The organism is Aurantiacibacter hainanensis (assembly GCF_036321025.1).
Taxonomy (GTDB): Bacteria; Pseudomonadota; Alphaproteobacteria; order Sphingomonadales; family Sphingomonadaceae; genus Alteraurantiacibacter; species Alteraurantiacibacter hainanensis.
Window position 1 is genome coordinate 1,331,191 of the sequence record NZ_JAZAPB010000001.1, and the last position, 23,064, is coordinate 1,354,254.

General features: G+C 65.5%; 27 protein-coding genes. 9 read left to right on the forward strand and 18 right to left on the reverse strand.

Annotation, left to right across the window (positions count from 1 at the left end; all coding sequences use genetic code 11):
- Positions 1-74: 74 nt before the first annotated feature.
- Positions 75-1,073 carry an adenosine kinase gene (locus AAA989_RS06655; RefSeq protein WP_338241975.1) on the reverse strand — a complete coding sequence of 333 codons (999 nt, stop codon included), beginning with the start codon at positions 1,071-1,073 and terminating at the stop codon, positions 75-77.
- An 80-nt stretch (positions 1,074-1,153) separates the two neighbouring features.
- On the opposite strand from AAA989_RS06655, the gene AAA989_RS06660 reads away from it, so the two are divergent.
- The 3 genes from AAA989_RS06660 to AAA989_RS06670 all read left to right on the forward strand — a co-directional run bounded on the left by AAA989_RS06660 (position 1,154) and on the right by AAA989_RS06670 (position 3,316).
- Positions 1,154-1,861 carry an EI24 domain-containing protein gene (locus AAA989_RS06660; protein ID WP_338241976.1) on the forward strand — a complete coding sequence of 236 codons (708 nt, stop codon included), beginning with the start codon at positions 1,154-1,156 and terminating at the stop codon, positions 1,859-1,861.
- Position 1,862: 1 nt separating this feature from the next.
- Positions 1,863-2,300: a hypothetical protein gene (locus AAA989_RS06665; RefSeq protein ID WP_338241977.1), complete on the forward strand. Its 438-nt coding sequence runs from the start codon at positions 1,863-1,865 to the stop codon at positions 2,298-2,300.
- A gap of 74 nt (positions 2,301-2,374) precedes the next feature.
- Positions 2,375-3,316: a hypothetical protein gene (locus AAA989_RS06670; RefSeq protein WP_338241978.1), complete on the forward strand. Its 942-nt coding sequence runs from the start codon at positions 2,375-2,377 to the stop codon at positions 3,314-3,316.
- A 51-nt stretch (positions 3,317-3,367) separates the two neighbouring features.
- On the opposite strand, the gene AAA989_RS06675 is transcribed toward AAA989_RS06670, so the two are convergent.
- From AAA989_RS06675 to AAA989_RS06735, 13 genes are all read right to left on the reverse strand, one after another.
- Positions 3,368-3,727, reverse strand: a complete 360-nt coding sequence (locus tag AAA989_RS06675; RefSeq protein ID WP_338241979.1) for a HesB/IscA family protein — start codon at positions 3,725-3,727, stop codon at positions 3,368-3,370.
- Positions 3,724-4,236, reverse strand: a complete 513-nt coding sequence (locus AAA989_RS06680) for a GNAT family N-acetyltransferase (protein ID WP_338241980.1) — start codon at positions 4,234-4,236, stop codon at positions 3,724-3,726. The genes AAA989_RS06675 and AAA989_RS06680 overlap by 4 nt, the downstream gene beginning before the upstream one ends.
- The gene (locus tag AAA989_RS06685; RefSeq protein ID WP_338241981.1) at positions 4,233-4,751 is read right to left on the reverse strand and encodes an SUF system Fe-S cluster assembly protein; all 519 of its coding nucleotides are present in this window, start codon (positions 4,749-4,751) and stop codon (positions 4,233-4,235) included. Before AAA989_RS06685 ends, AAA989_RS06680 begins: the two co-directional genes overlap by 4 nt.
- The gene (locus AAA989_RS06690) at positions 4,751-5,944 is read right to left on the reverse strand and encodes an aminotransferase class V-fold PLP-dependent enzyme (RefSeq protein ID WP_338241982.1); all 1,194 of its coding nucleotides are present in this window, start codon (positions 5,942-5,944) and stop codon (positions 4,751-4,753) included. The genes AAA989_RS06685 and AAA989_RS06690 overlap by 1 nt, the downstream gene beginning before the upstream one ends.
- Positions 5,941-6,699: a SufD family Fe-S cluster assembly protein gene (locus AAA989_RS06695; protein ID WP_338241984.1), complete on the reverse strand. Its 759-nt coding sequence runs from the start codon at positions 6,697-6,699 to the stop codon at positions 5,941-5,943. The genes AAA989_RS06690 and AAA989_RS06695 overlap by 4 nt, the downstream gene beginning before the upstream one ends.
- The gene (locus AAA989_RS06700; RefSeq protein ID WP_338241985.1) at positions 6,696-7,025 is read right to left on the reverse strand and encodes a hypothetical protein; all 330 of its coding nucleotides are present in this window, start codon (positions 7,023-7,025) and stop codon (positions 6,696-6,698) included. The genes AAA989_RS06695 and AAA989_RS06700 overlap by 4 nt, the downstream gene beginning before the upstream one ends.
- Positions 7,022-7,768: a Fe-S cluster assembly ATPase SufC gene (gene sufC / locus AAA989_RS06705; protein ID WP_338241986.1), complete on the reverse strand. Its 747-nt coding sequence runs from the start codon at positions 7,766-7,768 to the stop codon at positions 7,022-7,024. Before sufC ends, AAA989_RS06700 begins: the two co-directional genes overlap by 4 nt.
- Entirely contained in the window at positions 7,768-8,313 is a 546-nt protein-coding gene (locus AAA989_RS06710) for a DUF559 domain-containing protein (RefSeq protein ID WP_338241988.1), read from the reverse strand. The genes sufC and AAA989_RS06710 overlap by 1 nt, the downstream gene beginning before the upstream one ends.
- Entirely contained in the window at positions 8,310-8,657 is a 348-nt protein-coding gene (locus AAA989_RS06715) for a hypothetical protein (protein WP_338241989.1), read from the reverse strand. The genes AAA989_RS06710 and AAA989_RS06715 overlap by 4 nt, the downstream gene beginning before the upstream one ends.
- Positions 8,657-10,138, reverse strand: a complete 1,482-nt coding sequence (gene sufB, locus AAA989_RS06720; RefSeq protein WP_338241990.1) for a Fe-S cluster assembly protein SufB — start codon at positions 10,136-10,138, stop codon at positions 8,657-8,659. Before sufB ends, AAA989_RS06715 begins: the two co-directional genes overlap by 1 nt.
- Positions 10,135-10,551, reverse strand: a complete 417-nt coding sequence (locus tag AAA989_RS06725) for an SUF system Fe-S cluster assembly regulator (RefSeq protein WP_338241991.1) — start codon at positions 10,549-10,551, stop codon at positions 10,135-10,137. Before AAA989_RS06725 ends, sufB begins: the two co-directional genes overlap by 4 nt.
- Positions 10,552-10,692: 141 nt before the next feature.
- A complete protein-coding gene (locus tag AAA989_RS06730) occupies positions 10,693-11,583 on the reverse strand; it encodes a helix-turn-helix domain-containing protein (protein ID WP_338241993.1) in 891 nt (296 codons plus the stop codon).
- 27 nt (positions 11,584-11,610) lie between these two features.
- Positions 11,611-13,416: a DUF885 domain-containing protein gene (locus AAA989_RS06735; RefSeq protein WP_338241996.1), complete on the reverse strand. Its 1,806-nt coding sequence runs from the start codon at positions 13,414-13,416 to the stop codon at positions 11,611-11,613.
- 322 nt (positions 13,417-13,738) lie between these two features.
- Between AAA989_RS06735 and AAA989_RS06740 the strand changes: the two genes are divergently transcribed.
- From AAA989_RS06740 to AAA989_RS06750, 3 genes are all read left to right on the forward strand, one after another.
- The gene (locus AAA989_RS06740; RefSeq protein WP_338241997.1) at positions 13,739-14,770 is read left to right on the forward strand and encodes a quinone-dependent dihydroorotate dehydrogenase; all 1,032 of its coding nucleotides are present in this window, start codon (positions 13,739-13,741) and stop codon (positions 14,768-14,770) included.
- 10 nt (positions 14,771-14,780) lie between these two features.
- A complete protein-coding gene (locus AAA989_RS06745; RefSeq protein WP_338241999.1) occupies positions 14,781-16,502 on the forward strand; it encodes a gamma-glutamyltransferase family protein in 1,722 nt (573 codons plus the stop codon).
- A gap of 84 nt (positions 16,503-16,586) precedes the next feature.
- Entirely contained in the window at positions 16,587-18,383 is a 1,797-nt protein-coding gene (locus AAA989_RS06750; protein ID WP_338242001.1) for an AMP-dependent synthetase/ligase, read from the forward strand.
- 4 nt (positions 18,384-18,387) lie between these two features.
- Here AAA989_RS06750 and AAA989_RS06755 read toward each other — a convergent pair whose 3' ends face one another.
- The 4 genes from AAA989_RS06755 to AAA989_RS06770 form a co-directional block, all read right to left on the reverse strand.
- Entirely contained in the window at positions 18,388-18,918 is a 531-nt protein-coding gene (locus AAA989_RS06755; protein WP_338242003.1) for a hypothetical protein, read from the reverse strand.
- 69 nt (positions 18,919-18,987) lie between these two features.
- Positions 18,988-19,275 carry a GNAT family N-acetyltransferase gene (locus AAA989_RS06760; RefSeq protein ID WP_338242006.1) on the reverse strand — a complete coding sequence of 96 codons (288 nt, stop codon included), beginning with the start codon at positions 19,273-19,275 and terminating at the stop codon, positions 18,988-18,990.
- A 9-nt stretch (positions 19,276-19,284) separates the two neighbouring features.
- Positions 19,285-20,286 carry a sulfur carrier protein ThiS gene (gene thiS / locus AAA989_RS06765; protein ID WP_338242007.1) on the reverse strand — a complete coding sequence of 334 codons (1,002 nt, stop codon included), beginning with the start codon at positions 20,284-20,286 and terminating at the stop codon, positions 19,285-19,287.
- A gap of 22 nt (positions 20,287-20,308) precedes the next feature.
- The gene (locus tag AAA989_RS06770) at positions 20,309-20,677 is read right to left on the reverse strand and encodes a MerC domain-containing protein (RefSeq protein ID WP_338242008.1); all 369 of its coding nucleotides are present in this window, start codon (positions 20,675-20,677) and stop codon (positions 20,309-20,311) included.
- Between the two features lie 116 nt (positions 20,678-20,793).
- Between AAA989_RS06770 and AAA989_RS06775 the strand changes: the two genes are divergently transcribed.
- Genes AAA989_RS06775 through AAA989_RS06785 form a run of 3 tightly spaced genes read left to right on the forward strand, consistent with a single transcriptional unit; the run spans position 20,794 to position 22,924 of the window.
- Entirely contained in the window at positions 20,794-21,849 is a 1,056-nt protein-coding gene (locus AAA989_RS06775) for a COX15/CtaA family protein (protein WP_338242194.1), read from the forward strand.
- The gene (cutA, locus tag AAA989_RS06780) at positions 21,846-22,193 is read left to right on the forward strand and encodes a divalent-cation tolerance protein CutA (RefSeq protein WP_338242009.1); all 348 of its coding nucleotides are present in this window, start codon (positions 21,846-21,848) and stop codon (positions 22,191-22,193) included. Before AAA989_RS06775 ends, cutA begins: the two co-directional genes overlap by 4 nt.
- Positions 22,190-22,924 carry a hypothetical protein gene (locus tag AAA989_RS06785; RefSeq protein WP_338242010.1) on the forward strand — a complete coding sequence of 245 codons (735 nt, stop codon included), beginning with the start codon at positions 22,190-22,192 and terminating at the stop codon, positions 22,922-22,924. Before cutA ends, AAA989_RS06785 begins: the two co-directional genes overlap by 4 nt.
- Positions 22,925-23,064 lie beyond the last annotated feature (140 nt).

Genomic DNA, 23,064 nt, shown 5'->3' on the forward strand with positions numbered 1-23,064 from the left:
GAACACGCGCGCGCCTAACCTGTCTGGCACAATAGACGCTTCTCAATGTGCCGTATTTACCTCTTCTCGGGCGATCATTCGGGGAGCTTTTCTGCCATCAGCTGTTTCAGGTCGGTTTCGGGCCGGGCGCCGTAGTGGCTGATGATCTCCGCTGCGGCGATCGCGCCGCGGCGCAGGCACTTCCCAGGCTCTTCCCCGCGAACGTGGCCGAAGAGGAAGCCAGCCGCGAACAGGTCTCCCGCTCCCGTGGTGTCGACCACCTTCTCGACAGGCTCGGCCTCCACCGTGTGGATCTGCCCGTCCGTGGCGCAGACCGCGCCCTTCTCGCTGCGTGTCACCACCAGCGTGGGGACCTTGTCCTTCAGCGCCGCGATACCCGTGTCGAAGTCGTCTTCGCCCGTCAGGGCGCGCAGCTCCACCTCGTTGGCGAACAGGATGTCGATCAGACCATCGTCGATCAGCGCGCGGAAATCGTCGCCGTAGCGCTCGATCACGAAAGCGTCGGACAGGGTGAAGGCCACCTTGCGTCCGGCCTGCTTGGCGCTCTTGATCGCGGCGCGCATCGCCTTGCGCGGTTCTTCCGGGTCCCACAGATAACCTTCGAGGTAGAGTATCTCGGCACCGCCGATGGCTTCCTCGTCCAGCGCCTCGGGCGGGAGGAACTGCGTGGCGCCCAGGAAGGTGTTCATGGTGCGCTGGCCGTCGGGCGTGACGAAGATCAGGCAGCGCGCGGTGGGCGGCTCGCCTTCGCGCGCCGGCACGTCGAAATCGATACCGGTGGCGCGAATATCGTGCGCAAAGACGTTGCCCAGCTGGTCGTCGGCCACCTGGCCCACGAAAGCGCACTGCGCGCCCATGCTCGAAAGCCCGGCCAGCGTATTCGCCGCGGAGCCGCCCGAGATTTCCTTGGCCGGGCCCATCGCCGCATAGAGATCTTTCGCCTGGTCCGCATCGACCAGCGTCATGCCGCCCTTGTTCATGCCGAGCTCCTCAACCAGTTCGTCCGAAGCGGGAGCCATCACGTCGACAATGGCATTGCCGATGGCGATTACGTCGTAACGGGGGGCAGTCATGCATTCTCCTGAAAATAATCGTGCGCGCATTGACGGCGCGGCGTTGACTTGGCCGATGGGCCGGGCAATCGCAAGGACCTATGGGCACGCTTGCCACATCGCTGGGCCTCGGCCTGCGGCAGCTTCTCGATGGGGCGGTGCTTCGCATCGTTCTGAAGAGCGTGGCCGTCTCGGTGATCCTCTTCCTGCTCGTGGCCGGCGGCGGCTGGTTCCTGCTCGACTGGCTGCTGGCGCGCGGCGGGCTGGACGACACGCTGTTTGCCGGAGCGGGCGCGATCCGCGGGGCGCTGGCCTTTCTTGTCGCGCTGCTTGGCCTGTGGCTGGTGTGGCGCATCGTGGCGATGGCCGTGATCCAGTTCTTCGCCGACGAAGTGGTCCAGGCGGTGGAAGCGCGGTATTATCCCGAAGCTGCCCATACCGCCCGCGAACTGCCGCTGGCGGAGCAGGCGCGCAACGCGCTGGGAAGCGCGGGCCGCGCCCTGCTGGCCAATCTCATCGCCCTGCCTTTCGCGCTTGTCCTGCTCTTCACGGGGGTGGGCACCTTCGCCCTGTTCCTGCTCGTCAACGCGCTGCTGCTGGGCCGCGAACTGCAGGACATGGTGTGGCTGCGCCATCGCCATGCTCAAGGCGTCCAGGCACCGATCGGCCGGACAGAACGATTCCTGCTGGGCGGCATCATTGCCGCCTTGCTCGCCATCCCATTCGTCAATTTCCTTGCGCCGGTCCTGGGGGCAGCATCGGCGACCCATCTCCTTCATCGCAATTCGAGACTGCAGAAAGCTGCCTGACATGCGTCTGATATCCGCCCTCCTGCTTGCCGGGATGCTGTCCGCCTGCGTTTCCACGCCCCAGCAGCGACAAGCGCCGCCGCCACCGCCCATCACCGTGGATCCGCGGACGGTACCACCCACCGAGGCGCCGCCGCCCCCGCCCCCGGTCGCGGGCTTTCGCCAGCCCGAGATCCTGCAGGGACCCGGCCTCGACGGCATCATCCGCCAGCCTGCCTCCAGGCTCGTCGCCCGTTTCGGCCAGCCGCGCCTGAACACGCCCGAGGGCGACATGCGCAAGCTTCAGTTCCGCGACGAGGCCTGTGTGCTCGACATCTATCTCTATCCGCTTTCACCGGGAGCGGAGCCCGTCGCCACGTGGCTGGAAGCCCGGCGATCGAGCGATGGAGCCGCCGTGGACCGCCAGGCCTGCATCCGGGCCCTTTCCCGGCGCGGATAGGGCATTTCTCCGGCCGGTAACGCGAATTTAAGCCTGATGCGGCATGACAGCCTGGCGACAGGAGGAAAATCCGCATGAGTTTCGAATTCGCCGAGATCGCCAGGCAAGCCGCCACCGACCGCTCGATCAGTGCCGACGAGGTGCTCGCCTTGCGCAAGGCCGGCTGGGCCGATGGTCGCATGACGCGCGAAGAGGCGGAAATCGTCTTCGCGACCCAGCGAGCCATCGACGATCCGTCGCGCGAATGGTCCGACTTTTTCGTCGAGGCCATCCAGAATTACGTGCTGAAAGGCACCGACCCCCGCGGGTTCGCCAGCGCCGAGGAAGCCGAGTGGCTGATCGGCCAGGTCGAGATGGACGGCAAGGTCTGCTCGATGACCGAACTGGAGTTGCTGACGCGCATCGTCGAGCGCGCCCAGAACGTGCCGGAAACGCTGAAGGCCTACGTCCTCGGCGTGCTGGAGCGCGAGGTCATGGAAGGCACCGGCCCCACGCGCTGCGGCGGGGACCTGTCCGATACGCATGTCAGCGCGGCGGAATGTCGCATCCTGCGCCGCGTGATCTTCGGCCAGGCGAGCGATCGCCCCGCCGCCGTCAGCCGGCGCGAGGCCGAGGTGCTGTTCCGCATCAAGGACGCCGTTGCCGGGGCCGACAACGCTCCCGAATTCCAGCGCCTGTTCGTGCAGGGCGTGGGCAATTTCCTGATGGGCTTCGCCCATTCGAACGGGCAGATCAGTCGCGAACGCCAGCTGGAACTCGATGCCTTCGTCGCCGACAACAAGGTGCGCGTGGGTCGTTTCATGGGGCGCATGGCGAATCAGGTGCCCAACGCCTTCGGCGTGGTGTTCGGCAGGAAGGACGAAGGTTCGAGCCACACCGATCAGGTCGCTGCCGAGGCGGATGTGACGGGCATCGAAAAAGCCTGGCTCGACGAGCAGATCGCGGCCAGCGGCGAAGTCGACCAGTACGATCAGGCGCTGCTGGAATTCATCGCCGAGGAAACCGGCCAGGCCTGAGCCAAAGTCGGCCGGGAAGTCGCAAGGCGCCCGGCCCGCGCATGGCGCGAGTTATACCATGAAGCTTTCGCCGCAGCCGCAAGCGCCCTTGGCGTTGGGGTTGTCGAACACGAACCCGGCGGTGAAATCGTCTTCCACCCAGTCCATCGTGCTGCCCACCAGGTAAAGCACGCTGGCGCCGTCGATGTAGAAGGTGCCGCCGGGCGTCTCGATCTTTTCGTCGAAGGCGTCTTCCTCGCTGACATAGTCGACGGAATAGGCGAGGCCCGAACAGCCGCGGCGCGGAGTCGACAGCTTGACGCCGATGGCATCGTCAGGCGCTTTCGCCATAAGGTCTGTCACGCGCTGCTCGGCAGCCGGGGTCAGGTTCACGGCGGCCTTGGGGGCGGGGCGGGTTTTCGTATCGGTCATATCAGTTTCTTCTGCCAGAACAGGGCGTTGCCGGCGGCGGGATCCAGAACGTAGTCGCCATAGCCGCATTTTTCGTAAAGCGCCTTGGCGGTCTCGTTCCCGCTCAGCACTTCCAATGTGATCTTGCACGCGCCGCGCTTCAAGGCCTCGGCCTCCACGGCCTCCATCAGCGCCTTGCCGATGCCGTGGCCGCGATGGGCCGGCAGCACCGCCAGGTCATGGATGTTCACCAGCGGCGCGGCGGCGAAGGTGGAGAAGCCGGTGACGCAGTTGGCGAGCCCTACGGGCACGTCGTCCAGCCGGGCAATCAGGCTGAAAGCGCCGGGAAAGGATGCTAGCGCGTCGACCAGGGTGCGCCGTGTCTCGTCGCTCAATGGTTCGCCGCCACCCATCGGGTCCCGGGCGTAGGCATCCAGAAGGGAAACCAGCGCCGCACCATCGGCGGGGTCGTCGTAATCGGCCAGAGAGACCGTGGGCGCGACCGTCAGGGCTGGCGCGTCGAGGCTCACAGCATCCCCAGCTCCAGCCGGGCCTCGTCGCTCATCTTCGACGGATCCCACGGCGGGTCCCAGGTCACCACCACTTCGGCGTCGCGCACGCCGGGCAGGCTGGCGACGCGCATCTCGATCTCGTTGGGCATGGTCTCGGCCACCGGGCAGTGCGGCGTGGTGAGGGTCATCGTCACCACCACGTCGGCGTCCTCAGCCACCTCGACATTGTAGATCAGGCCCAGGTCGTAGATGTTCACCGGGATTTCCGGATCGTAGATGTCCTTCAGCGCCTCGATCACCGACTGGTGCACGTCGCCGCCCGGTTCGCCCGGGGCAACGCTTTCCGGCTTCTTCTGAAGGAAGCCTTCAAGGTAGTCGCGCTTGCGCCCCAGCTTCTCGCTGGCGGTCTCTTCCGGAAGCGGAGCGTCGGATACGCGGGCGCGCGGCGGCTTTTCCACCACGTCCTCCGTTGGCGAAGGTGCTGCCACGAAATCCGTGTCGTCCTTCTGATCGGTCTTGCTCTGATCGTCCATCAGCCGAAAATCCTCTTGGTGCGTTCGATGCCGCGGATCAGCGCGGCGACGTCTTCCTCGTTGGAATAGATACCGAAACTGGCGCGCGCGGTGGCGGTGATGCCCAGCTTTTCCATCAGCGGCTGCGCGCAGTGGTGGCCCGCGCGGATTGCCACGTTCTCTTCGTCCAATATGGTGCCCAGATCGTGCGGGTGAACCCCGTCGATCAGGAAGCTGACGATGCCGGCGCTGTCCTCCGGCCCGTAAAGCGTCACGTCGTTCATCCCGCCCAGCGCCTCGCGCGTCTGGCGAACCAGGTCCGCCTCGTGGGCGTGGATGGCGTCGAGGCCGATATCGGCCACGTAATCGCAGGCTGCCGCAAATCCGATCGCCTCGACGATGGCGGGCGTGCCGGCCTCGAACCGCTGCGGTGCGGGGGCATAGGTGGTCTTTTCGAAGGTGACCTTGTCGATCATCGCTCCGCCGCCCTGCCACGGCGGCATAGCCGCCAGAAGATCTGCCCGGCCCCACAGCGCGCCGATGCCCGTCGGGCCGTACAGCTTGTGGGCGGAGAAGGCGTAGAAATCGCAATCGAGCGCAGCCACGTCGACCGGCAGACGGGGCACCGCCTGGCAACCGTCGAGCAGCAGCTTCGCGCCAACCGCGTGAGCCAGGTCTGCCGCGCGCTTCGCGTCGACCACGCTGCCCAGCACGTTCGAGACATGGGCAAAGGCAACCATGGTGTGCTCGCTCGTCAGCATGGCCTCGGCCGCGTCGAGATCGATGCGTCCGTCCTCGGTCAGCGGGCAGACATCCACCTGCCACCCGGCTAGCTGCCAGGGCACGATGTTGGAATGGTGTTCCAGCTCGGACAGCAGCACGCGCCCCTTGTCGGGGTAGCTGTAGGCGAGCAGGTTGATCGCCTCGGTCGCGCCGCGGGTGAAGACGATCTCTTCCTCGCGTCCGCCGATGAATTCGGCCACCCGTCGCCGCGCCGCTTCATAGCCCAGCGTCATTTCCGCCGAGCGGGAATAGACGCCGCGATGCACGGTGGCATAGTCCGCACCGATGGCCCGGGTCACGGCATCGATCACCGCCTGCGGCTTCTGCGCGGTGGCGGCGGAATCGAGGTAGTACCAGGGCTTGCCTTCCGCGGTCACGAGACCGGGAAAGTCGCTCTTGCGCGAACGGGTGGCGGCGGCGTGCGTCGTCATGCAAGCATCCCCCGGGCGTCGCTCAGCACGTCCAGCGCAGCCTCCAGAAGGCGTTCGGCCTCGGCCTCGTCATCCAGCGCGGCCAGCGCATCGGCGATGAAGGCGCGGACGAGGAGCTTCTTCGCGAGATCGGGCGCGATGCCGCGGCTCGCCATGTAATAGCGGGCCATCTCGTCCATCTGGCCGATGGCGGCACCGTGGGCGCACTTCACGTCGTCGGCGAAAATCTCCAGCTCGGGCTTGGCATTTGCGGCGGCACCTTTTTCCAGCACCAGCGCCTTGAAATCCTGCGCGGCATCGGTCCGCTGACCGCCCCGCCCGACATTGATCGCGCCGAGGAAATTGCCCGTCGCCTCGCCCCAGTGGACGGCGCGGACGACCTGGTTGGAGGTTGCCTCGGGCTCGTCATGCGCAGTGCGGGTCACGAATTCACGCACCGCGTCTCCGCCCCCGATGGTGACGCCGCCGAATTCGAAATGCGCGCCCTCCGCAAGGTCCGTCTCGACTTCCACGCGGGCATAGTCGCTGCCGGTGATGACCACGAACAACTCGGCCCGCGCACCCTTGCCCACCTTCAGGCGGATGCGGTGCAGTTCAGGCGTATCGCTGCCCACGATCATGCACTGGCGCTTCGTCGCGCCCGGCTCGATCGACAGTTCCTGCCACTGGTCGAGCGCATCGGCCCCCAGCGCGCGGACGGCGTCGATGTCGGCGTAGCGCCAGGCTTCGTCTCTGGTTGTGGGAAGTTGGTTCATGCTTCGCCCCTTTCGAGAGCTTCGCGGAATTCGTTAATGATGGAGGCGCGGCGCCGGGTGACGCAGCGTTCCACGCGGTCGGAATCGGCATCGCGTACGCAACCCGTGGTGATGCGGCACAGGCGGTCGTCCACCCATGCGCTGCCCGTGCTGCCGGAAAGGCTGCAGTGCCAGGTGCCTTCGCGGTCCTGCCCGACGTTGACTTCGATCGAGCGCATACGCTCGGCAGAAACGATGATCGTGTTCTCGATCTCGCTCGAAGGTGCCGGATCCGCCGCGGGCGCGGCGGCCTGTGCGGTCAGGAGGATGGCGGCGAGCACACTCATGCAGCCATCACCTCGTCGTAGCCTCCGGCCTCGAGCTGCTTGGCAAGCTCGGCGTCGCCGGTCTTGACGATCGCGCCAGCCGAGAGGATGTGCACGAAATCGGGCTGCACGTAGTCGAGCAGGCGCTGGTAGTGGGTGATCAGCAGCACGCCCTTTTCGGGCTGGCGCATGATGGCGTTGATGCCTTCGCCGACGACCTTCAGCGCGTCGATGTCGAGGCCGCTGTCGGTCTCGTCGAGCACGGCGAAGGCGGGATCGAGAATACCCATCTGCACCATCTCGTTGCGCTTCTTCTCGCCGCCCGAAAAGCCGACGTTCACGTTGCGCTTCAGCATTTCCATGTCGAGCTTCAGCAGCCCGGCCTTTTCCTTGGCGAGCTTCAGGAATTCGCCGCCGGTCAGCGGCTCCTCGCCGCGCGACTTGCGCTGCGAATTGAGGGCCTCGCGCAGGAACTGCACGTTGGAAACACCGGGGATCTCGACCGGGTACTGGAAGCCCAGGAACATGCCGGCAGCGGCGCGCTCGTGCGGCTCCATCTCCAGCAGGTCCTTGCCGTCGAACGTGACGGTGCCCTGCGTGACCTCGTAACCCGGACGTCCGCCCAGCACATAGGCCAGCGTGGACTTGCCCGCGCCGTTCGGCCCCATGATCGCGTGCACTTCGCCCGCGTTCACTTCGAGCGAGAGGCCCTTGAGGATTTCCTTGCCGTCGATCTCGGCGTGGAGGTTTTCGATTTTCAGCATCAGTCGTTCCGTGTCTTTCTGCGGGGCGGACCGTTTCCGGCGCGGTCGTAGCGCGGTCGGGTCTGCCGGGGATTTTCGGCCTCGTGGCGACGGCGTGCGTCGCCCTTGTCGGCGATGCGCTGGCGCATACCGGCGGTGATGCGCTTCAGCACGTCGTCCATGTTCTCGAGGATTTCGGCGGCCTTCAGGTGCATCACCTTCACGCCGACCGCATCCAGCGACTTGTCGCGGCGACGATTGAGCGCCGGATCGTCGCCTTCCTCGTCGATCACGATGGCCATGCCCAGGTTGTGGCAATTGAAGTCGACAATCGCGCTGCCGACCACGGCAAACCGTTTGAAGGTGTACTTGCCGAGGTCCGCCTTGGCGAACCGCTCGGCCAGCGCCTTGTGCGCTTCGGACGCATGCCGCTTCATCTCGCGCGCACGATCATGCAGCGCGTCGAGCCGCTTGTCGGAAATCTCCCACCCACGCCCACGCTTCTTGAGCGCGGGGGCTTCGGCGTCCGAAGTGTCGCGGAGGTTGAGTGTTTTGCGTTCAGTCACGATACTGTGTCTTTCGCATTTCGGTCTGCAAGCATGTCTAAGGCCATCGCTCGGCCTGCATCGCGGCCGATCTGCTCTTGACGGTCACGATACATCTCAAGCGTGACTCCCGCGTCGGCATAAGCTGCAAGGAGTTCAGATGGTGTCTCGTCCACAAACGCTTGAGCTGAAGCAGACACGAATTCTTCGCAGTTCAGCACCGCACTGTCAGCGATCGCTTCATGGGACGCGTTTGTGTTGGAAAGGCGATCGACTTCGGCCTTGATACAGTCGATGTATGGCCCTGTTGGGTCGTCGCTGACCGTCGCTACGGCGGTAAGCGCCGTCACAATTAAGAGCATCATCACCCCACACTCCCCTCAAGCGAGATCGCCAGCAGCTTCTGCGCTTCGACGGCGAATTCCATCGGCAGCGTCTTCAGCACATCCTTGGCGAAACCGTTGACGATCAGGGCCACGGCTTCTTCCTCGTCCAGGCCGCGCTGCATGGCGTAGAACAGCTGGTCGTCGCTGATCTTGCTGGTGGTGGCCTCGTGCTCGATCTGTGCCGACGGGTTCTTAACCTCGATGTAGGGCACGGTATGCGCGCCGCATTGGTCGCCCAGTAGCAGGCTGTCGCACTCGGTGCGGTTGCGCACGTTGTCGGCATTGGCCGCCACGCGCACGAGGCCGCGATAGGTGTTGTTCGACTTGCCCGCGCTGATGCCCTTGGAGATGATCGTGGAGCGTGAGCCCTTGCCATTGTGAACCATCTTGGTTCCCGTATCGGCCTGCTGGTGGTTATTCGTAACCGCGACCGAGTAGAACTCGCCCACGCTGTTCTCACCGTTCAGCACGCAACTTGGATACTTCCACGTCACCGCAGAGCCGGTTTCCACCTGCGTCCATGAAATCTTGCTGCGGTCGCCCTGGCACAGGCCGCGCTTGGTGACGAAGTTGTAGATGCCGCCAACGCCTTCGGAATTGCCGGGATACCAGTTCTGGACGGTCGAGTACTTGATCTCCGCATCTTCCATCGCGACCAGTTCCACCACGGCGGCGTGCAGCTGGTTCTCGTCGCGCATGGGCGCGGTGCAGCCTTCCAGGTAGCTGACATAGCTGCCCTTTTCGGCCACGATCAGCGTGCGTTCGAACTGGCCGGTGTTCTCGGCATTGATGCGGAAATAGGTGGAAAGCTCCATCGGGCAGCGCACGCCCTCGGGCACGTAGACGAAGGTGCCATCGGAGAAGACCGCCGCGTTGAGGCAGGCGAAGTAGTTGTCGCGCTGCGGCACGACCTTGCCGAGCCACTTCTTCACCAGCTCCGGGTGCTTCTTCAGCGCCTCGGAAATCGAGAGGAAGATGACGCCCGCGGATTCCAGTTCCTTGCGGAAGGTGGTGGCAACGCTGACAGAGTCGAACACGGCATCCACGGCCACCTTGCGCGCGCCCTTCACCCCGGCGAGCACTTCCTGCTCCGCAATCGGGATGCCCAGCTTGTCGTAGACCGACTTGATCTCGGGATCGAGCTCGTCGAGCGACTCCAGCTGCTCCTTCTTCTTCGGAGCGGCGTAGTAATAGGCATCCTGATAGTCGATCTCGGGATAGCCGAGCTTGGCCCAGTTCGGCTCTTCCATCTCCTGCCACAGGCGGAATGCCTTCAGGCGCCAGTCGAGCATCCATTCGGGCTCGCCCTTCTTGGCCGAGATGAAGCGGACGGTGTCTTCGGTAAGGCCCTTCTCCGCAAACTCGGTTTCGATGTCGGAGGACCAGCCGTGCTCGTACTCGGCAGCCCTGTCGGCCGCTTCCCGCGCTTCCCGGTCCTTGATGTCGACTTCCTGGTTCATGCCATTTCTTCCGTTCTTGCCAGCTGCACCAGCGAGATCTCCGCCAGTGCGCCGCGCAGAGCATTGTTCACAATCGGCCAGTGCGGCTGCACCGCACAGTTGCCTTCGAGGGCGCAGTCGTGCCGCCCGTGGTCCACGCAGGAGGTGAGCGCGATCGGCCCCTCCACCGCCTCGACAATGTCGGCAAGACTGATCGCCGCCGCCGGGCGCGCGAGTTGCAGTCCACCGCCCGCGCCGCGGGTCGAGCGCAGTAGGCCCGCCGCGGTGAGCTTGCTGACGACCTTCTGCACCGTGGGCGCAGGCAGGCCCGTCTCCTCGGCCAGTTCCGCCGCGGACGTGCGTCCGCCGCCGCAGTGGCGAGCGGCCTGGCTCATCGTGACGACGGCGTAGTCGGCTAGGTTTGACAGTCTCATTGCTGGCGCAATATCTCTTAATCGGACCAAATCGTTCCGATTAGCCATGTATTGGTCGAGACAGCGGAATCAACCCATTTCCGCCTGTTGCGAGTCGTTAGCATTTTTTCGATTGCGAAGGCGCCTCGCGCCTCGGCGGTGCTAGCCGTTCAGCTCGCGCAGGTTCTTCGCGTGGATCAGTTCCTTCAGGTAAGGACTTTCCTCGTCCCCCAGCCGGGCCGGCGTGCGGCCCACGAATTCGCGGATCTCGTGGATCAGGTGCGGCTGGTCGTAGAAGGCATCCTCAATGGCCGCCTGTTCCTCGGCCGAGAGGCCCGGCTGCGAGAGCGCGGCAGCGGCGCGCAGGGCGCGGTACTTGCGACGCAGGGTGACGGGCGAGACGCCGAAGTACTGCTGTACCAGCCGCTGGGTCTGGCGGCGCGAGAACGCGCTGGCGGCGTAGAGATCCTCCACGTCGGGCAGCAGGCTGGTGCTCAGCCACTTGCCGACAGTCGCCATCAACTCGAGGTGGCGCGCGCGGGGCGGGCTGGCGTGCGACAGGATCATCCGCCCCAGCTCGGTCACGATCTGCTGCGCGCTCACCGACCCCTCGCGATAGGCGGCGCAAAGCTCTTTTCCCGTTTCGGTGATTTCCGCATCCAGCCAGTCGCCGGCCTGGTAAAGGCGATTAGCGTGCTCCTGCGCGTGCAGCCCCGTCAGCGCCGCCCAGCCCAGCGGGGAGAGCGCAGCCCCCACGGCATGAAACGGGCCGTCCACTTCAATCCGCAGGGCGCAGGAAAGCGGAGTGAGCAGGTTCACTTCGTGGGAGGGGTCGTGGCCACCGTCGGGCAGGCTTATGCGCCCCTTGCCCTTGGGGAACAGCGACAGGTGGCCGAGGGCCGCGGGCTGGATGTCGCGAACCAGCGGATCGTCGCACCGGAAGTGGTAGAAGGTGGTGACGAACCGGGCGACATCGCCTTCGGGGGCGATGTAGTCGATCTCGAACCGGTTGGGCGGGGTCAGTTCCCCGCCCGGCATGTGATCACGCTTCATCGCCCCTGTTCTCCCCTTGTCGGTTGGTCAGCTCGCCTCTGCGGCGATCCACGCATCCACCTGTTCTTCCAGGATGGACAGCGGGACCGGGCCGTTGGCCAGCACCAGTTCGTGGAACTGCCGGATGTCGAAGTCGTCACCGAAGGCCGTGCGCGCACGCTCCCGCAGTTCCATAATCTTCAGCTTGCCGATCATATAGGCGGTCGCCTGACCGGGATAGACGATGTAGCGCTCGATCGCCTTGCGGATGTCGCCTTCCGGATTGGGCGTGTTTTCCTGCAGGTAGGCGATGGCTTCCTCGCGGCTCCAGCGCTTGGAGTGGATGCCGGTATCCACCACCAGGCGCGCTGCGCGCCACAGCTCCATCTGCAGGCGACCGAAGTCGGAATAGGGATCGGTGTAGAAGCCCATGTCCTTGCCCAGTTCCTCGGAATAGAGGCCCCAGCCCTCGGTGTAGGCCGTGAAACCGCCGTAGCGGCGGAACGGCGGCAGATCGCCCAGCCCGGTCTGGATGCCGCGCTGCAGGTGATGGCCGGGAACGCCTTCGTGATAGGCCAGCGCTTCCAGCTCGTTGCGGCTCATCGAATTGAGATCGTAGAGGTTCACGTAGTAGGTGCCGGGCCGCGAACCGTCGGTGGCGGGCGACTGGTAGAAGGCCTTGCCGGCGCTCTGCTCGCGGAATGCCTCCACCGGTTTCACCTGCAGATCGTATTCTGGCAGAGTGATGAAGTAGTCGGGAAGGCGCGCCTCCATGGCGCTCATCACCTCGTCCACCTCGGCCAGGTAATCCTCGCGGCTGGTGTGATAGAAACGCGGATCGCTGCGGGTGAACTCGAAAAATTCCTGCAGGCTGCCTTCGAAGCCGACCTGCTCCATGATGTCGCGCATTTCCCCCTGGATTCGCGCAACCTGCTGCAACCCGATCTCGTGGATCTCGTCGGCCGAAAGCTCGGTCGTCGTATAGTATTCCAGCAGCGCATCGTAGTAGGCCGCACCTTCGGGGAAGCGCCAGATGCCGTCCTGCGTGGGCGCCATGGCCTGCTGCCGCTCAATCTCGGTCAGGAGCCGTGCGTAGGCGGGCTGCGCGTTGGCGCTCCAGGCCGCTTCGGCATCGGCGACCAGCGCTGCCTTCTCCGCGTCAGCGATCTCGAGTTCGGCCACCTCGCTGCGGAAATCCTCGAGCACGGCGTTATCCATGCCGGCATCGATGATGTTGCGAATGTCGGACAGGACGTAGGGATAGACCCAGTCGGGCGGCATGACGCCTTCGTTCGCACCTTCGGCCGAACGAGCGATCAGAGTGTCGAGCAACGGACCGATTCCCTCGATCCGCTCGATGTAGTCGCGTGCGTGATCGACATTCTGCACCGCATGGGTGTTGATGAGAAACGCCGGGATGTCGCTCTGCGCCCCGTTCATCTGGTCGAAGAACCACTCGTAGTCCTCGAACGGCTCGAGCAGTTGCGAACGCTCCGCAGTGGCTTCGAACAGGCGATAGGAAAGCTGGTTGTCCGCAGAAAGCGCGGCGAGGTCGTAGCCCTCGCGCATGCGCTGCAGCCACTGGTCACGCACGGCGTCGCGCGCCTCTTCCGCGGCTTCGCTGGCGTCGTTCCACTGGCCGTAATCCTCGTCGCGGATGCCGCGATAGGCCTTGGTCTGGGGCGAGAGCGCAAGCTGCGCATCGTCGTATTGCTCGAAGAAAGTGCCGATGTCGGCCGGCACCTGCGCCTGAGATGCGGCGTAGGAAGAATCGTCTGCCTGGGTGGTGGCGCATGCGGTCAGCGACAGCGCGGAAGTAAGGAAAAGAACGTGACGAAGGGGGGGCTTGATCATTGGAGAGTAATATCCTCTTGATAGATCAAGCCGATCTAGGCGAACCAGGGCGCAAGGGAAAGACCGCAAAAAGAGGGCGGCCTGCCCGTGAGGGAAAGCCGCCCTGTTCAAGTAGAGAGCTCGCGCGAAAATTGCTTCGAACTCTTCGGGTCGCATTGGTGACTTAGCCGATTCGTGTCCTGTGCGATTGTATGAAGGCGTCAGTTGCGGGTTTTACGGGCGATGGGCGCAAGTTTGTATCACTATGGCGCAGGCGGCATGCCCAGCGCCTTGCCAATTACGGGATTGCGCGCTCACCCGCAGTGCTGCCAAGGGAGCGCCGATGCTCTATTCGCTGCTCCGCCCCGCAATCTTCCGGCTCGATGCCGAACGCGCCCACGGTCTCGCCATCAAGGCGTTGAAGGCCATGCCGAAGGGCAAGCCTGCCGCAACCGGCGGCCCCCTGGAAACGACTGTCGCCGGAATCCGCTTTCCCAATCCCGTCGGCATGGCGGCAGGTTTCGACAAGGATGCCGAGGTCGCCGACGCGCTGCTGGGCCTGGGCTTCGGCTTCGTCGAAGTCGGGTCGATCACGCCCCTGCCGCAGCCCGGCAATCCGAAGCCGCGCCTGTTCCGGCTGGAGGCAGACCGCGGCGTTATCAATCGCATGGGCTTCAACAACGGCGGGGCAGAGGCGGCAGCCGTGCGCATCGCCTCGCGCGGGGACAGGCCCGGCGTGCTCGGCATCAATATCGGCGCGAACAAGGACAGCACGGACCGCATTGCAGACTATGCCGCTATGACGCGGATCATGGCCCCCTATGCCAGTTATCTCGCGGTCAACATCTCCAGTCCCAACACGCCGGGCCTGCGCGCGCTGCAGGATCCAGGCGCGCTGATCGAATTGCTGGACGCCGTATTCGAGGCAAGGGGAAGCGCCGACGTCCCGGTGTTTCTGAAAGTTGCGCCCGATCTGCAACAGGCGGATGTCGAGGCCATCGTGCGCATTGCCGTTTCGAGCGACCTTGCCGGCCTGATCGTCTCCAACACCACGATTTCGCGGCCGCCGCTCAAGTCGCCTCACGCAGGCGAGACGGGCGGCCTGTCAGGCGAGCCGCTGCGCGAGCTCGCCCTGCAGACCCTGCGCGCCTTCCGCAGGGAAACGGAAGGCGGCATCCCCCTGATCGGCGTAGGCGGCATCGCCACTGCCGAGGACGCATGGGAACGCATTCGCGCCGGCGCGAGCCTGATCCAGCTCTACAGCGCGATGACCTATCGCGGTCCCGGCATTGCCAAGGAAATCTGCAAGGGCCTGGAAAAGCTGATGCAGCGCGACGGTTTCGCTTCGATTGCCGAGGCGGTCGGAAGTGAATAGCAGTCGCGGCGTGATTCTCCTGCGTTCCCTTGTCGCCACGGCCGCCGCGATCCTGCTCGCCAGCTGCCAGACCGTTCCTCCCGCCCAGACGCAATCGCCGGACATCGGCGTCGTGCAGGCCGCAGACCCTCGCGCGGCGGAGGCAGGTCGCGAAATGCTGCGGCGGGGCGGCAGCGCTACCGACGCGGCCATCGCGGTGATGCTGGCGCTGACCGTGGTCGAGCCGCAGAGTTCCGGCATCGGCGGCGGCGGCTTCATGGTGCGCGGCCTGCCCGACGGCACGGTGACGACCTTCGATGGTCGCGAGACGGCACCGGCCGCAGCCGGGCCGGAGTGGTTCTTCGGCGCTGACGGTGAACCGCAGTCCTATTCCGAAGTCGTGCTGACCGGCCTCAGCGTGGGCGTGCCCGGCAACATCGCGCTTGCCGCAAAGGCCCATGCCCAGCACGGCAAGCTGCCCTGGGAAGACCTGTTCGGCCCCGCCATCACGCTTGCCGAGGGCTTCACCATGAACCGGCGGCTCTACGATTCGCTCGATGGCAGCATCGAACGCGCGGGGCAGGATCCGCTGATGCGCAGCACGTTCTACACCGATGCAGGGGCGCCGCGCGCCGTAGGCTCGACCATTCGCCGACCGGAACTGGCCGAGACCTTCCGCCGCCTCGCCGCGGAGGGACCGGAAGCGCTCTACGGACCGGACAATGCCGAGGCCCTAGCAGCCCATGTCGCCGCCAACACGCCAGGCAGCGCCGCCATGACGGCCGCCGACATTTCCGGCTACGAGGCGAAGGAGCGCGAGGCGGTGTGCGGCACCTATCGCGCCTACCGGATCTGCTCGATGGGCCCGCCCACTTCCGGAGGCATTGCGTTGCTGCAGATCCTCGGCCAGCTCGAACGCTTCGACCTTGCCGAGCTCGGTCCCGAATCCGTCACCTTCTGGCACCTGTTCGCGCAGTCGCAGCTTCTCGCCTACGCCGACCGCGAGATGTACGCCGGTGACAGCGATTTCGTCTCCGTTCCGGTGAAGGAACTGGTCGATCCGGACTATCTCGCCACGCGCTCTTCCCTCATCGATCCGGACCGCGCGCTCGGCAGCTACGAGGCGGGCGATCCCGTCGGAACCCTCGCCCTGCGCGCCGATGGCGACGAGCCGGAGGAGCATGGCACCACCCATTTCGTGGCCGTGGACCGTAACGGCGCGATGGTCAGCTACACCTCCACCGTGGAGGGCGGTTTCGGCTCCGGCCTGCAGTTCGGCGGCTATTACCTGAACAACGAGCTGACCGATTTCAGCTTCAGCCCCGAACGCGGCGACCGGCCCGTCGCCAACCGCGTGGAAGGTGGCAAGCGGCCGCGCAGCTCCATGTCGCCAGCCATGGTCTGGGCACCCGATGGAGAGCCCTTTCTGGTGATCGGCGGCGCGGGCGGCCCCTTCATTCCCGTCCAGACCGCGAGATCGATCATCGGCATCATCGATTTCGACATGGGCCTGGAAGAGGCCTTTGCCTTGCCGATCGTCATGGGCTTCGGCCCGAACCTGTTTGTCGAAAGCGACACCTGGCTGGCCGGTGAGGCCGACGCGCTGGAGGAACTGGGCTATGGCAACATTCGGACCGGGCCGCAGCCGTTCGGCTCTGTCGGGCAGGTCGGTGCGATAAACGCACCCGGAGGTTGGACGGGGGCTTACGACCCGCGCTTCCGCGAACGCCTGGAAGCGACGCCTGCGCGGTAGGGCGGCGAGCAGCGCACTTGTCGGGACCCGTCCCCGGTCCTACTCATTGCCGGATAACAGAAACACACCGGGAGACCATCGAGCGTGCAACTCGCCGATATCGACAATGCCAGCAGCCTCGTCGCACTGTTCCTTCAGCGCGCGGACGAGCGCGGCGACAAGCCCTTCCTGACCGCCAAGATCGACGGCGAATGGGTCTCCGTCTCCTATGCCGAGGCTGCGGAGAAGGTGTGCCTGCTGGCCGAAAAGCTACGAGGCCTGGGTCTTCGCGACGGCGACCGCGTCATGATCGTGGCCGAGAACCGGCCCGAATGGTGCATCGCCGATCTCGCCATCATGGCGGCCGGTTGCATCACCACGCCGGCCTACACCACCAATACCGAGCGCGACCATTGCCATATCCTCGACGATTCCGGGGCAAGCGCCGTGGTGGTGGGCAATGCCAGGCTTGCCAAGGCCCTGTTCCCGGCGATCATGAAGACGGGCCGCGCCCGGCACGTGATCGCTATCGATCCCATCCCCTCTTCGCAGAGCGGGAGCTTCGAACTGCATCACTGGGCGGATCTGACCACCGGCGATGCCGCGGCGGCGCGGCAGGCGGTGGATGCGCGCATCGCGGGGATATCGCGCCAGGACATGGCCTGCATCATCTACACCAGCGGCACCAGCGGCGCGCCGCGCGGCGTGATGCTGCACCACGGCGCGATCCTGCACAATGTCGCCGCGGCCGCCCACGTGATCGAGAACGACTTCGGCTGGGAAGAGGAACGGTTCCTCTCCTTCCTGCCGCTGAGCCATGCCTTCGAGCATACGGCCGGGTTCTACCTGCCGCTGGGTCTGGGGGCCGACATCTGGTTCTCCGAAGGGCTGGACAAGCTTTCCAGCAACCTCGAGGAAGCCCGTCCCACGATCATGGTCGTCGTCCCCCGCCTGTTCGAGGTCCTGCGCGGCAAGATGATGAAGGCGATCGAGAAACAGGGCAAGCTGGCCCGCTTCCTGCTCGGCCGCGCGCTGAGCCTGGGCGAGAAGCAGGTTTCCGGACGCGACGGGCTGCTCACCAAGCCCGACGACTTGCTGCTGTCCGCCACTTTGAGGCCGAAGATCCGTCAGCGTTTCGGCGGGCGGGTGAAGGCGCTCGTCTCGGGCGGAGCGCCGCTGAACCCGGAAGTGGGCGGTTTCTTCCAGGCGATGGGCCTCACCATGCTGCAGGGCTATGGTCAGACCGAAAGCGCCCCGGTGATCGCCTGCAACTATCCCAGCGCCGGGATCAAGCTGGACACCGTAGGCCCGCCGCTACGCGGCGTGGAGGTGAAGATCGCGGAAGACGGCGAAATCCTGGTGCGCGGCGAGCTGGTGATGATCGGATACTGGCAGCGGCCCGAAGATACGGAGAACACGATCCGTAACGGATGGCTGCACACCGGCGACGTGGGCCATATCGACGAGCGTGGCCGGATCAAGATCACCGACCGAAAGAAGGACATCATCGTCAATGACAAGGGCGATAACGTCGCCCCGCAGAAGCTCGAAGGTATGCTGACCCTCCAGCCGGAGATCAGCCAGGCGATGGTGTCGGGGGACAAGAGGCCCTACATGGTCGCGCTGATCGTGCCCGATCCCGAATGGGTCGCGGGCTGGGCGCGCGCCAACGGGGAGACCCCGGACATGGCCGCGCTGCGCGAGGTGCCGGCGTTCCGCGCGGCGATCAAGGCGGCGATCGACCGCACCAACGAGGATCTCTCCGTGATCGAGAAGGTGCGCAAGTTCGTGCTGGCGGACGAGCCCTTCACGGTCGAGAACGACATGATGACCCCGACCATGAAGATCCGCCGGATGCAGATCCGCGAGAACTACCAGGATCGGCTGGACGCGCTGTACTAGGGCCTCAGGCGGCTTCGACCTCTATCCTTTCCGGCAGGAAGACAGGCTCCCGGCTTGACCAGGCTGGCGCCGTCGCGGCTGCTTCGCTCAGGCTCTGGAGAAGCATGCGCCGGCGTTCGGGCATGATCTGGGGCAAGGCGGCTGCCGCGCAGAATGCGGCGGGGAGGAAGGGCCGCGCTGCCGCGCCCAGCAGGCGCTCGTAGAGGAAGCGGTAGGCGGAGAAGCTGTCCAGCCGCTCGAGGAAGAGGTCCTGCGCGGAGATGCGGACGAGGGTGCCCATGAAGCTCTCGAGCCCTTCGAAGGTATCGTCCGCCGGGATCAGGGCACGCAGGTGCCTCAGTTCGCGGTAGGCGAGATACTGGCCGCGGATCGTCCGCTTGTCTTCGTCCGTGAAGCGCCAGACCTTGAATGCGTCACGCCGGCCCAGCGCGATATCGAGCGAGCGTTCGATGAACTCCTGCTCGTATTCGGCAAAGCCGGCGAACTCGCGCATTTCGGCAATCGTGAGAGAAAACGTCTTCGAATCGTGACCCATGACCGGCCCCCGTTGCGGTTTAGGGGACCACTCTGCTCCGCCATGGTTAATTTGTCGTAAGCGGCCGCTTCAGCCCTGCACCACGTCCGACCAGTCGGGGTGCCGCGTGGCCTGCGCCTTGAAGAAGGGGCATAGCGGAACGATCCTGAACCCCTTTGCGCGCGCCTCCTCGACGACGCGCTGCGCCAGCGCCTTGCCCACGCCCATGCCGCGCATGGAATCGGGCACGAACGTGTGATCGACGATCACCAGCACCTGCGACGCGCGCGAAAAGGTCAGCTCCGCCTCTTCGTCGTGACCATCCAGAGCAACGGCGAACCGTCCCTTGGTGCCGTTGTCTTCGAGCCGAATGTCCATGTGTGGGTCCTAGATCAATCCCGCCAGCGGCGAACTGGGATCGGCATACTTACGCCTTCCCATGCGTCCGGCAAGATAGGCTTCGCGGCCTGCTTCGACCGCCAGCTTCATCGCCCTTGCCATGCGGATCGGGTCCTTCGCCTCGGCAATGGCGGTGTTCATCAGCACGCCGTCGCAGCCCAGCTCCATGGCGACCGCGGCATCGGACGCCGTGCCGACGCCCGCATCGACCAGCACAGGAACGCTGGCACCTTCCACAATCAGCCGGATCGTCACCTTGTTCTGGATGCCAAGGCCGCTGCCGATGGGCGCGCCAAGAGGCATGATCGCTACCGCGCCCACATCCTCCAGCTGCTTTGCGGCGATCGGATCGTCTGTGCAGTAGACCATCGGCTTGAAGCCTTCCTTCGCCAGCACTTCGCAGGCGCGGATGGTCTCCACCATGTTGGGATAGAGCGTCTTCGCCTCTCCCAGCACTTCCAGCTTCACCAGGTCCCAGCCGCCCGCCTCGCGCGCCAGACGCAGCGTGCGAATGGCATCGTCGGCGGTGAAGCAGCCCGCGGTATTGGGCAGGTAGGTGACCTTCTTCGGGTCGATGTGATCCATCAGCACCGGCTGGTTCGGGTCGGAGATGTTCACGCGGCGCACGGCCACGGTGACGATCTCGGCCCCGGCGGCCTCCACGGCGGCGGCGTTCTGGGCGAAATCCTTGTACTTGCCCGTTCCCACGATCAGGCGGCTGTTGAAGCGGTGTCCTGCCACTTCCCAGCTGTCGTCGCCTTCCGCGCCGGAACCGCCGCCCACGAAATGCACGATCTCCAGCTGGTCGCCATCCGCCAGGCTGGTGCTCTCCAGCGTGGAACGCGGGGCAATCTCGCCGTTATGCTCGACTGCCACCTTCTCGGGCTTGAGGCCGAGTTCGCGCACGAGGTCGGCTACGGTGCGCGCGGGCGTGCGGCGGCTCTCGCCGTTGACGGTAAGGGTGAGGGTGTCGGTCTGGGGCTGGGTCATCACCAGCGCCACATAGAGCCTGTCAGGCGTGGCGCAAGTTGAGGATGTGCCCGGCGGCCACCAGGGTCACGCCGATCATGGTCAGGACGGCTTCCTCGAAACCGTGCCCGACGGCCAGCGCGCCGCCCATGAAGGTCAGCCCAGTCATCGCCACGACGAACGGCCGGGCACGGCGATGGCGCACGGCACCGACACCGATGGCGACACCGGCAACGATGGTCGCCAGAAGCAGTCCCCAGCGATGGATGTCGGGATCCAGCAGGAACGAGGCGCCCAGCCCGAGACCCGCCACGAGCACGAGCCCGAGGACGCAATGCACGAGGCAAAGCGCCGAGAGCAGGACACCGGCGCGATCAAGCCGGCCGCGAATCCAGGGGGAGATCGAGCCCATGCGGTCGATGTATGTAACGTCATAACATTGCGCAAGAGGTAATGTTGCAACATTTGCCGCGCCGAAGGGGCATGGCGCTTGCGATTTTCGCCGTAAAGTTGCAGATCGCCCCCGTCATGGTGGCTCAGGCAATCCCCGCACAATCCGATTCCCGGCGCGAACCCCAGCCGCTGGCGCTGGCACGGTGGCTGATCGCCGTTGCCACGCTCGTGCTGGTGATGGTCATCGTGGGCGGAATCACGCGGCTGACCGAGAGCGGGCTTTCGATCACCGAGTGGAAGCCGATCACCGGAGCGTTGCCGCCGCTGACCGAGGCGGACTGGCAGGCGGAATTCGAGCTCTATCGGCAGACCGGCGAATACCAGAACGTCACGGGGCCGGCGGGGATGGACCTTGCCGCCTTCAAGTTCATCTATTTCTGGGAGTGGTTCCATCGCCTGCTGGGGCGGGTGATCGGGCTCGCCTTCGCCCTGCCGCTGGCCTGGTACTGGCTGCGCGGAGCGATCCCCGCCGGCTACAAGCCGCGCCTTCTCGCCCTGCTGGCCCTGGGCGGACTGCAGGGAGCGTTCGGCTGGTTCATGGTTCGCTCGGGCCTCGGCACCGAGATGACCGACGTCTCGCACTTCTGGCTGTCGATCCACCTCCTCACCGCCTTCTTCACCTTCGGCGGTCTGATCTGGACCGCGCTCGACCTGCGCCAGCTCGACAGCCAGGGGCGCGGCGCTCCCGCCCGCTTCACCGGGCTTTCGCTGCTGGTAGCAATCATCCTGTTCGTGCAGATGCTGCTCGGCGCATGGGTGGCCGGCCTCAACGCCGGGCTTGCCTCCGACACCTGGCCGCTGATGCAGGGGCGCCTGGTTCCCGAGGCCGACTGGTCGCGCGGAGCCTTGTGGACATTCACGCACGATCCCTTCTGGATCCATTTCCTCCACCGCTGGTGGGCCTGGGTCGCGGTGGCCGCGCTGGTGGTGATGGCGCGCCATGTCAAACCGCTCGACCGCCGCGCATCGATCGCCATCCACAGCGCCTTCGGTACGCAGATCCTGCTCGGCATAGCCACCGTGATGACCGGCGTGGACCTCTGGCTTGCGGTCGCCCACCAGGCCGTTGGAGCGCTGCTTGTCGGCGCATTCGCCTGGGGCGCCCATGTTCTGGGTCGGGAAGCGCGGTGACGGGCAATGCTCAGAGCGGCGCGGCGCTGATCTGGAGCCCGTTCGGGTCGGCCGAGGATGCGCGCGCCTGCGCCGCGGTGCTGCTGCGGGAAAAGCTGATCGCCTGCGCAAACATCGTCCCGGCGATCGAATCCATTTTCCACTACGAGGGCCAGCTGCAATCCGAGACCGAGGTCGGCGTGCTGTTCAAGACCCATCCCAGCCTCCTCGATGCCGCTACCGCCCGACTGGCGGACCTCCATCCCTACTATACCCCCGCCATCTGCGGCTGGATGGCAGACAGCGCGCCGCCGGAAACGTGCGAATGGCTGGCGGGCCTGGTGCAGGGGGACGCGGCACGATGAAACACACCGACAGGCGCAGCGCGTTGCAGCTGGCACTGGCGGCGGCCATCATTCCCGCGCTGCATCCGGTGCGCGCTCTCGCGTCTGTTCCCGGGCGCCTGATTGCGCCGCCCGGCGTGCCCATGCGCTATTCGCGGGCCGTATCCCGTGATCTGGTCGACGGCGCGCTATTCACCGTCAGCCGGGACTTCGCGGTGGAATTTCGCCCGTTCGATGATGGCTTCATACTCCACGGGGCGCAATCGCAGGTCCGTGTCGACTGCCCGGACAGCCTGGCCGCGTTCGCGGACATGGAGCGTTCGCGCGACGAGAGCGGGCTGTTCCCGATCGGGCTCGATCCATTCGGCCAGATCCTCTCCGGCAGCATTGCCCAGCCTGCGACCGGAGACCTCGACGCGGCAGTTGATCGGGCGCTGGATGCCCTTGCTGCCCAGCGCCTCGCAGCGGACGAGCGCGAGCAGGCCGCGCGCTTCGTTAGCGCCCTGCAACAGGCCGCCCAGCGCATCACCGCCTTCCTGCCGACCGACCTTTTCGCGCCAACCTCGCGCTCCCGGCGAGACGAGCGCACGGTCGCCTTGCCGGGCGGGGCGCATGGCAGCGTCGAAACCGTGTTCGAATGCGAGCATGACAGCCAGACCGGCCTGATGCGCTCTGCCCGAAGGGACATCCTGACGACCGTCGCCGGCAGCACGCGGGCGACGCACGAGCGCTGGAGCCTGACCGCCGATTGATGCGCGAAATGCTCGCGGCAATCGCTCACGGTATTATTTTACCTCCGCGCGATGGCCCGGATTTGCTTGACTTGCGGCCCCCGAAGCGACAAATGCCGCGCCTTCGCTGATCCGAACGCGGGGCATGTCCCGGTGATTCG

Excerpts from the sequence above, each read along its gene's own strand:
- AAA989_RS06655 (WP_338241975.1), bottom strand. The coding sequence starts at position 1,073 with ATGACTGCCCCCCGTTACGACGTAATCGCCATCGGCAATGCCATTGTC.
- AAA989_RS06660 (WP_338241976.1), top strand. The coding sequence starts at position 1,154 with ATGGGCACGCTTGCCACATCGCTGGGCCTCGGCCTGCGGCAGCTTCTC.
- AAA989_RS06665 (WP_338241977.1), top strand. The coding sequence starts at position 1,863 with ATGCGTCTGATATCCGCCCTCCTGCTTGCCGGGATGCTGTCCGCCTGC.
- AAA989_RS06670 (WP_338241978.1), top strand. The coding sequence starts at position 2,375 with ATGAGTTTCGAATTCGCCGAGATCGCCAGGCAAGCCGCCACCGACCGC.
- AAA989_RS06675 (WP_338241979.1), bottom strand. The coding sequence starts at position 3,727 with ATGACCGATACGAAAACCCGCCCCGCCCCCAAGGCCGCCGTGAACCTG.
- AAA989_RS06685 (WP_338241981.1), bottom strand. The coding sequence starts at position 4,751 with ATGGACGATCAGAGCAAGACCGATCAGAAGGACGACACGGATTTCGTG.
- AAA989_RS06690 (WP_338241982.1), bottom strand. The coding sequence starts at position 5,944 with ATGACGACGCACGCCGCCGCCACCCGTTCGCGCAAGAGCGACTTTCCC.
- AAA989_RS06695 (WP_338241984.1), bottom strand. The coding sequence starts at position 6,699 with ATGAACCAACTTCCCACAACCAGAGACGAAGCCTGGCGCTACGCCGAC.
- AAA989_RS06700 (WP_338241985.1), bottom strand. The coding sequence starts at position 7,025 with ATGAGTGTGCTCGCCGCCATCCTCCTGACCGCACAGGCCGCCGCGCCC.
- sufC (WP_338241986.1), bottom strand. The coding sequence starts at position 7,768 with ATGCTGAAAATCGAAAACCTCCACGCCGAGATCGACGGCAAGGAAATC.
- AAA989_RS06715 (WP_338241989.1), bottom strand. The coding sequence starts at position 8,657 with ATGATGCTCTTAATTGTGACGGCGCTTACCGCCGTAGCGACGGTCAGC.
- sufB (WP_338241990.1), bottom strand. The coding sequence starts at position 10,138 with ATGAACCAGGAAGTCGACATCAAGGACCGGGAAGCGCGGGAAGCGGCC.
- AAA989_RS06725 (WP_338241991.1), bottom strand. The coding sequence starts at position 10,551 with ATGAGACTGTCAAACCTAGCCGACTACGCCGTCGTCACGATGAGCCAG.
- AAA989_RS06730 (WP_338241993.1), bottom strand. The coding sequence starts at position 11,583 with ATGAAGCGTGATCACATGCCGGGCGGGGAACTGACCCCGCCCAACCGG.
- AAA989_RS06735 (WP_338241996.1), bottom strand. The coding sequence starts at position 13,416 with ATGATCAAGCCCCCCCTTCGTCACGTTCTTTTCCTTACTTCCGCGCTG.
- AAA989_RS06740 (WP_338241997.1), top strand. The coding sequence starts at position 13,739 with ATGCTCTATTCGCTGCTCCGCCCCGCAATCTTCCGGCTCGATGCCGAA.
- AAA989_RS06755 (WP_338242003.1), bottom strand. The coding sequence starts at position 18,918 with ATGGGTCACGATTCGAAGACGTTTTCTCTCACGATTGCCGAAATGCGC.
- AAA989_RS06760 (WP_338242006.1), bottom strand. The coding sequence starts at position 19,275 with ATGGACATTCGGCTCGAAGACAACGGCACCAAGGGACGGTTCGCCGTT.
- thiS (WP_338242007.1), bottom strand. The coding sequence starts at position 20,286 with ATGACCCAGCCCCAGACCGACACCCTCACCCTTACCGTCAACGGCGAG.
- AAA989_RS06770 (WP_338242008.1), bottom strand. The coding sequence starts at position 20,677 with ATGGGCTCGATCTCCCCCTGGATTCGCGGCCGGCTTGATCGCGCCGGT.
- AAA989_RS06775 (WP_338242194.1), top strand. The coding sequence starts at position 20,794 with ATGGTGGCTCAGGCAATCCCCGCACAATCCGATTCCCGGCGCGAACCC.
- AAA989_RS06785 (WP_338242010.1), top strand. The coding sequence starts at position 22,190 with ATGAAACACACCGACAGGCGCAGCGCGTTGCAGCTGGCACTGGCGGCG.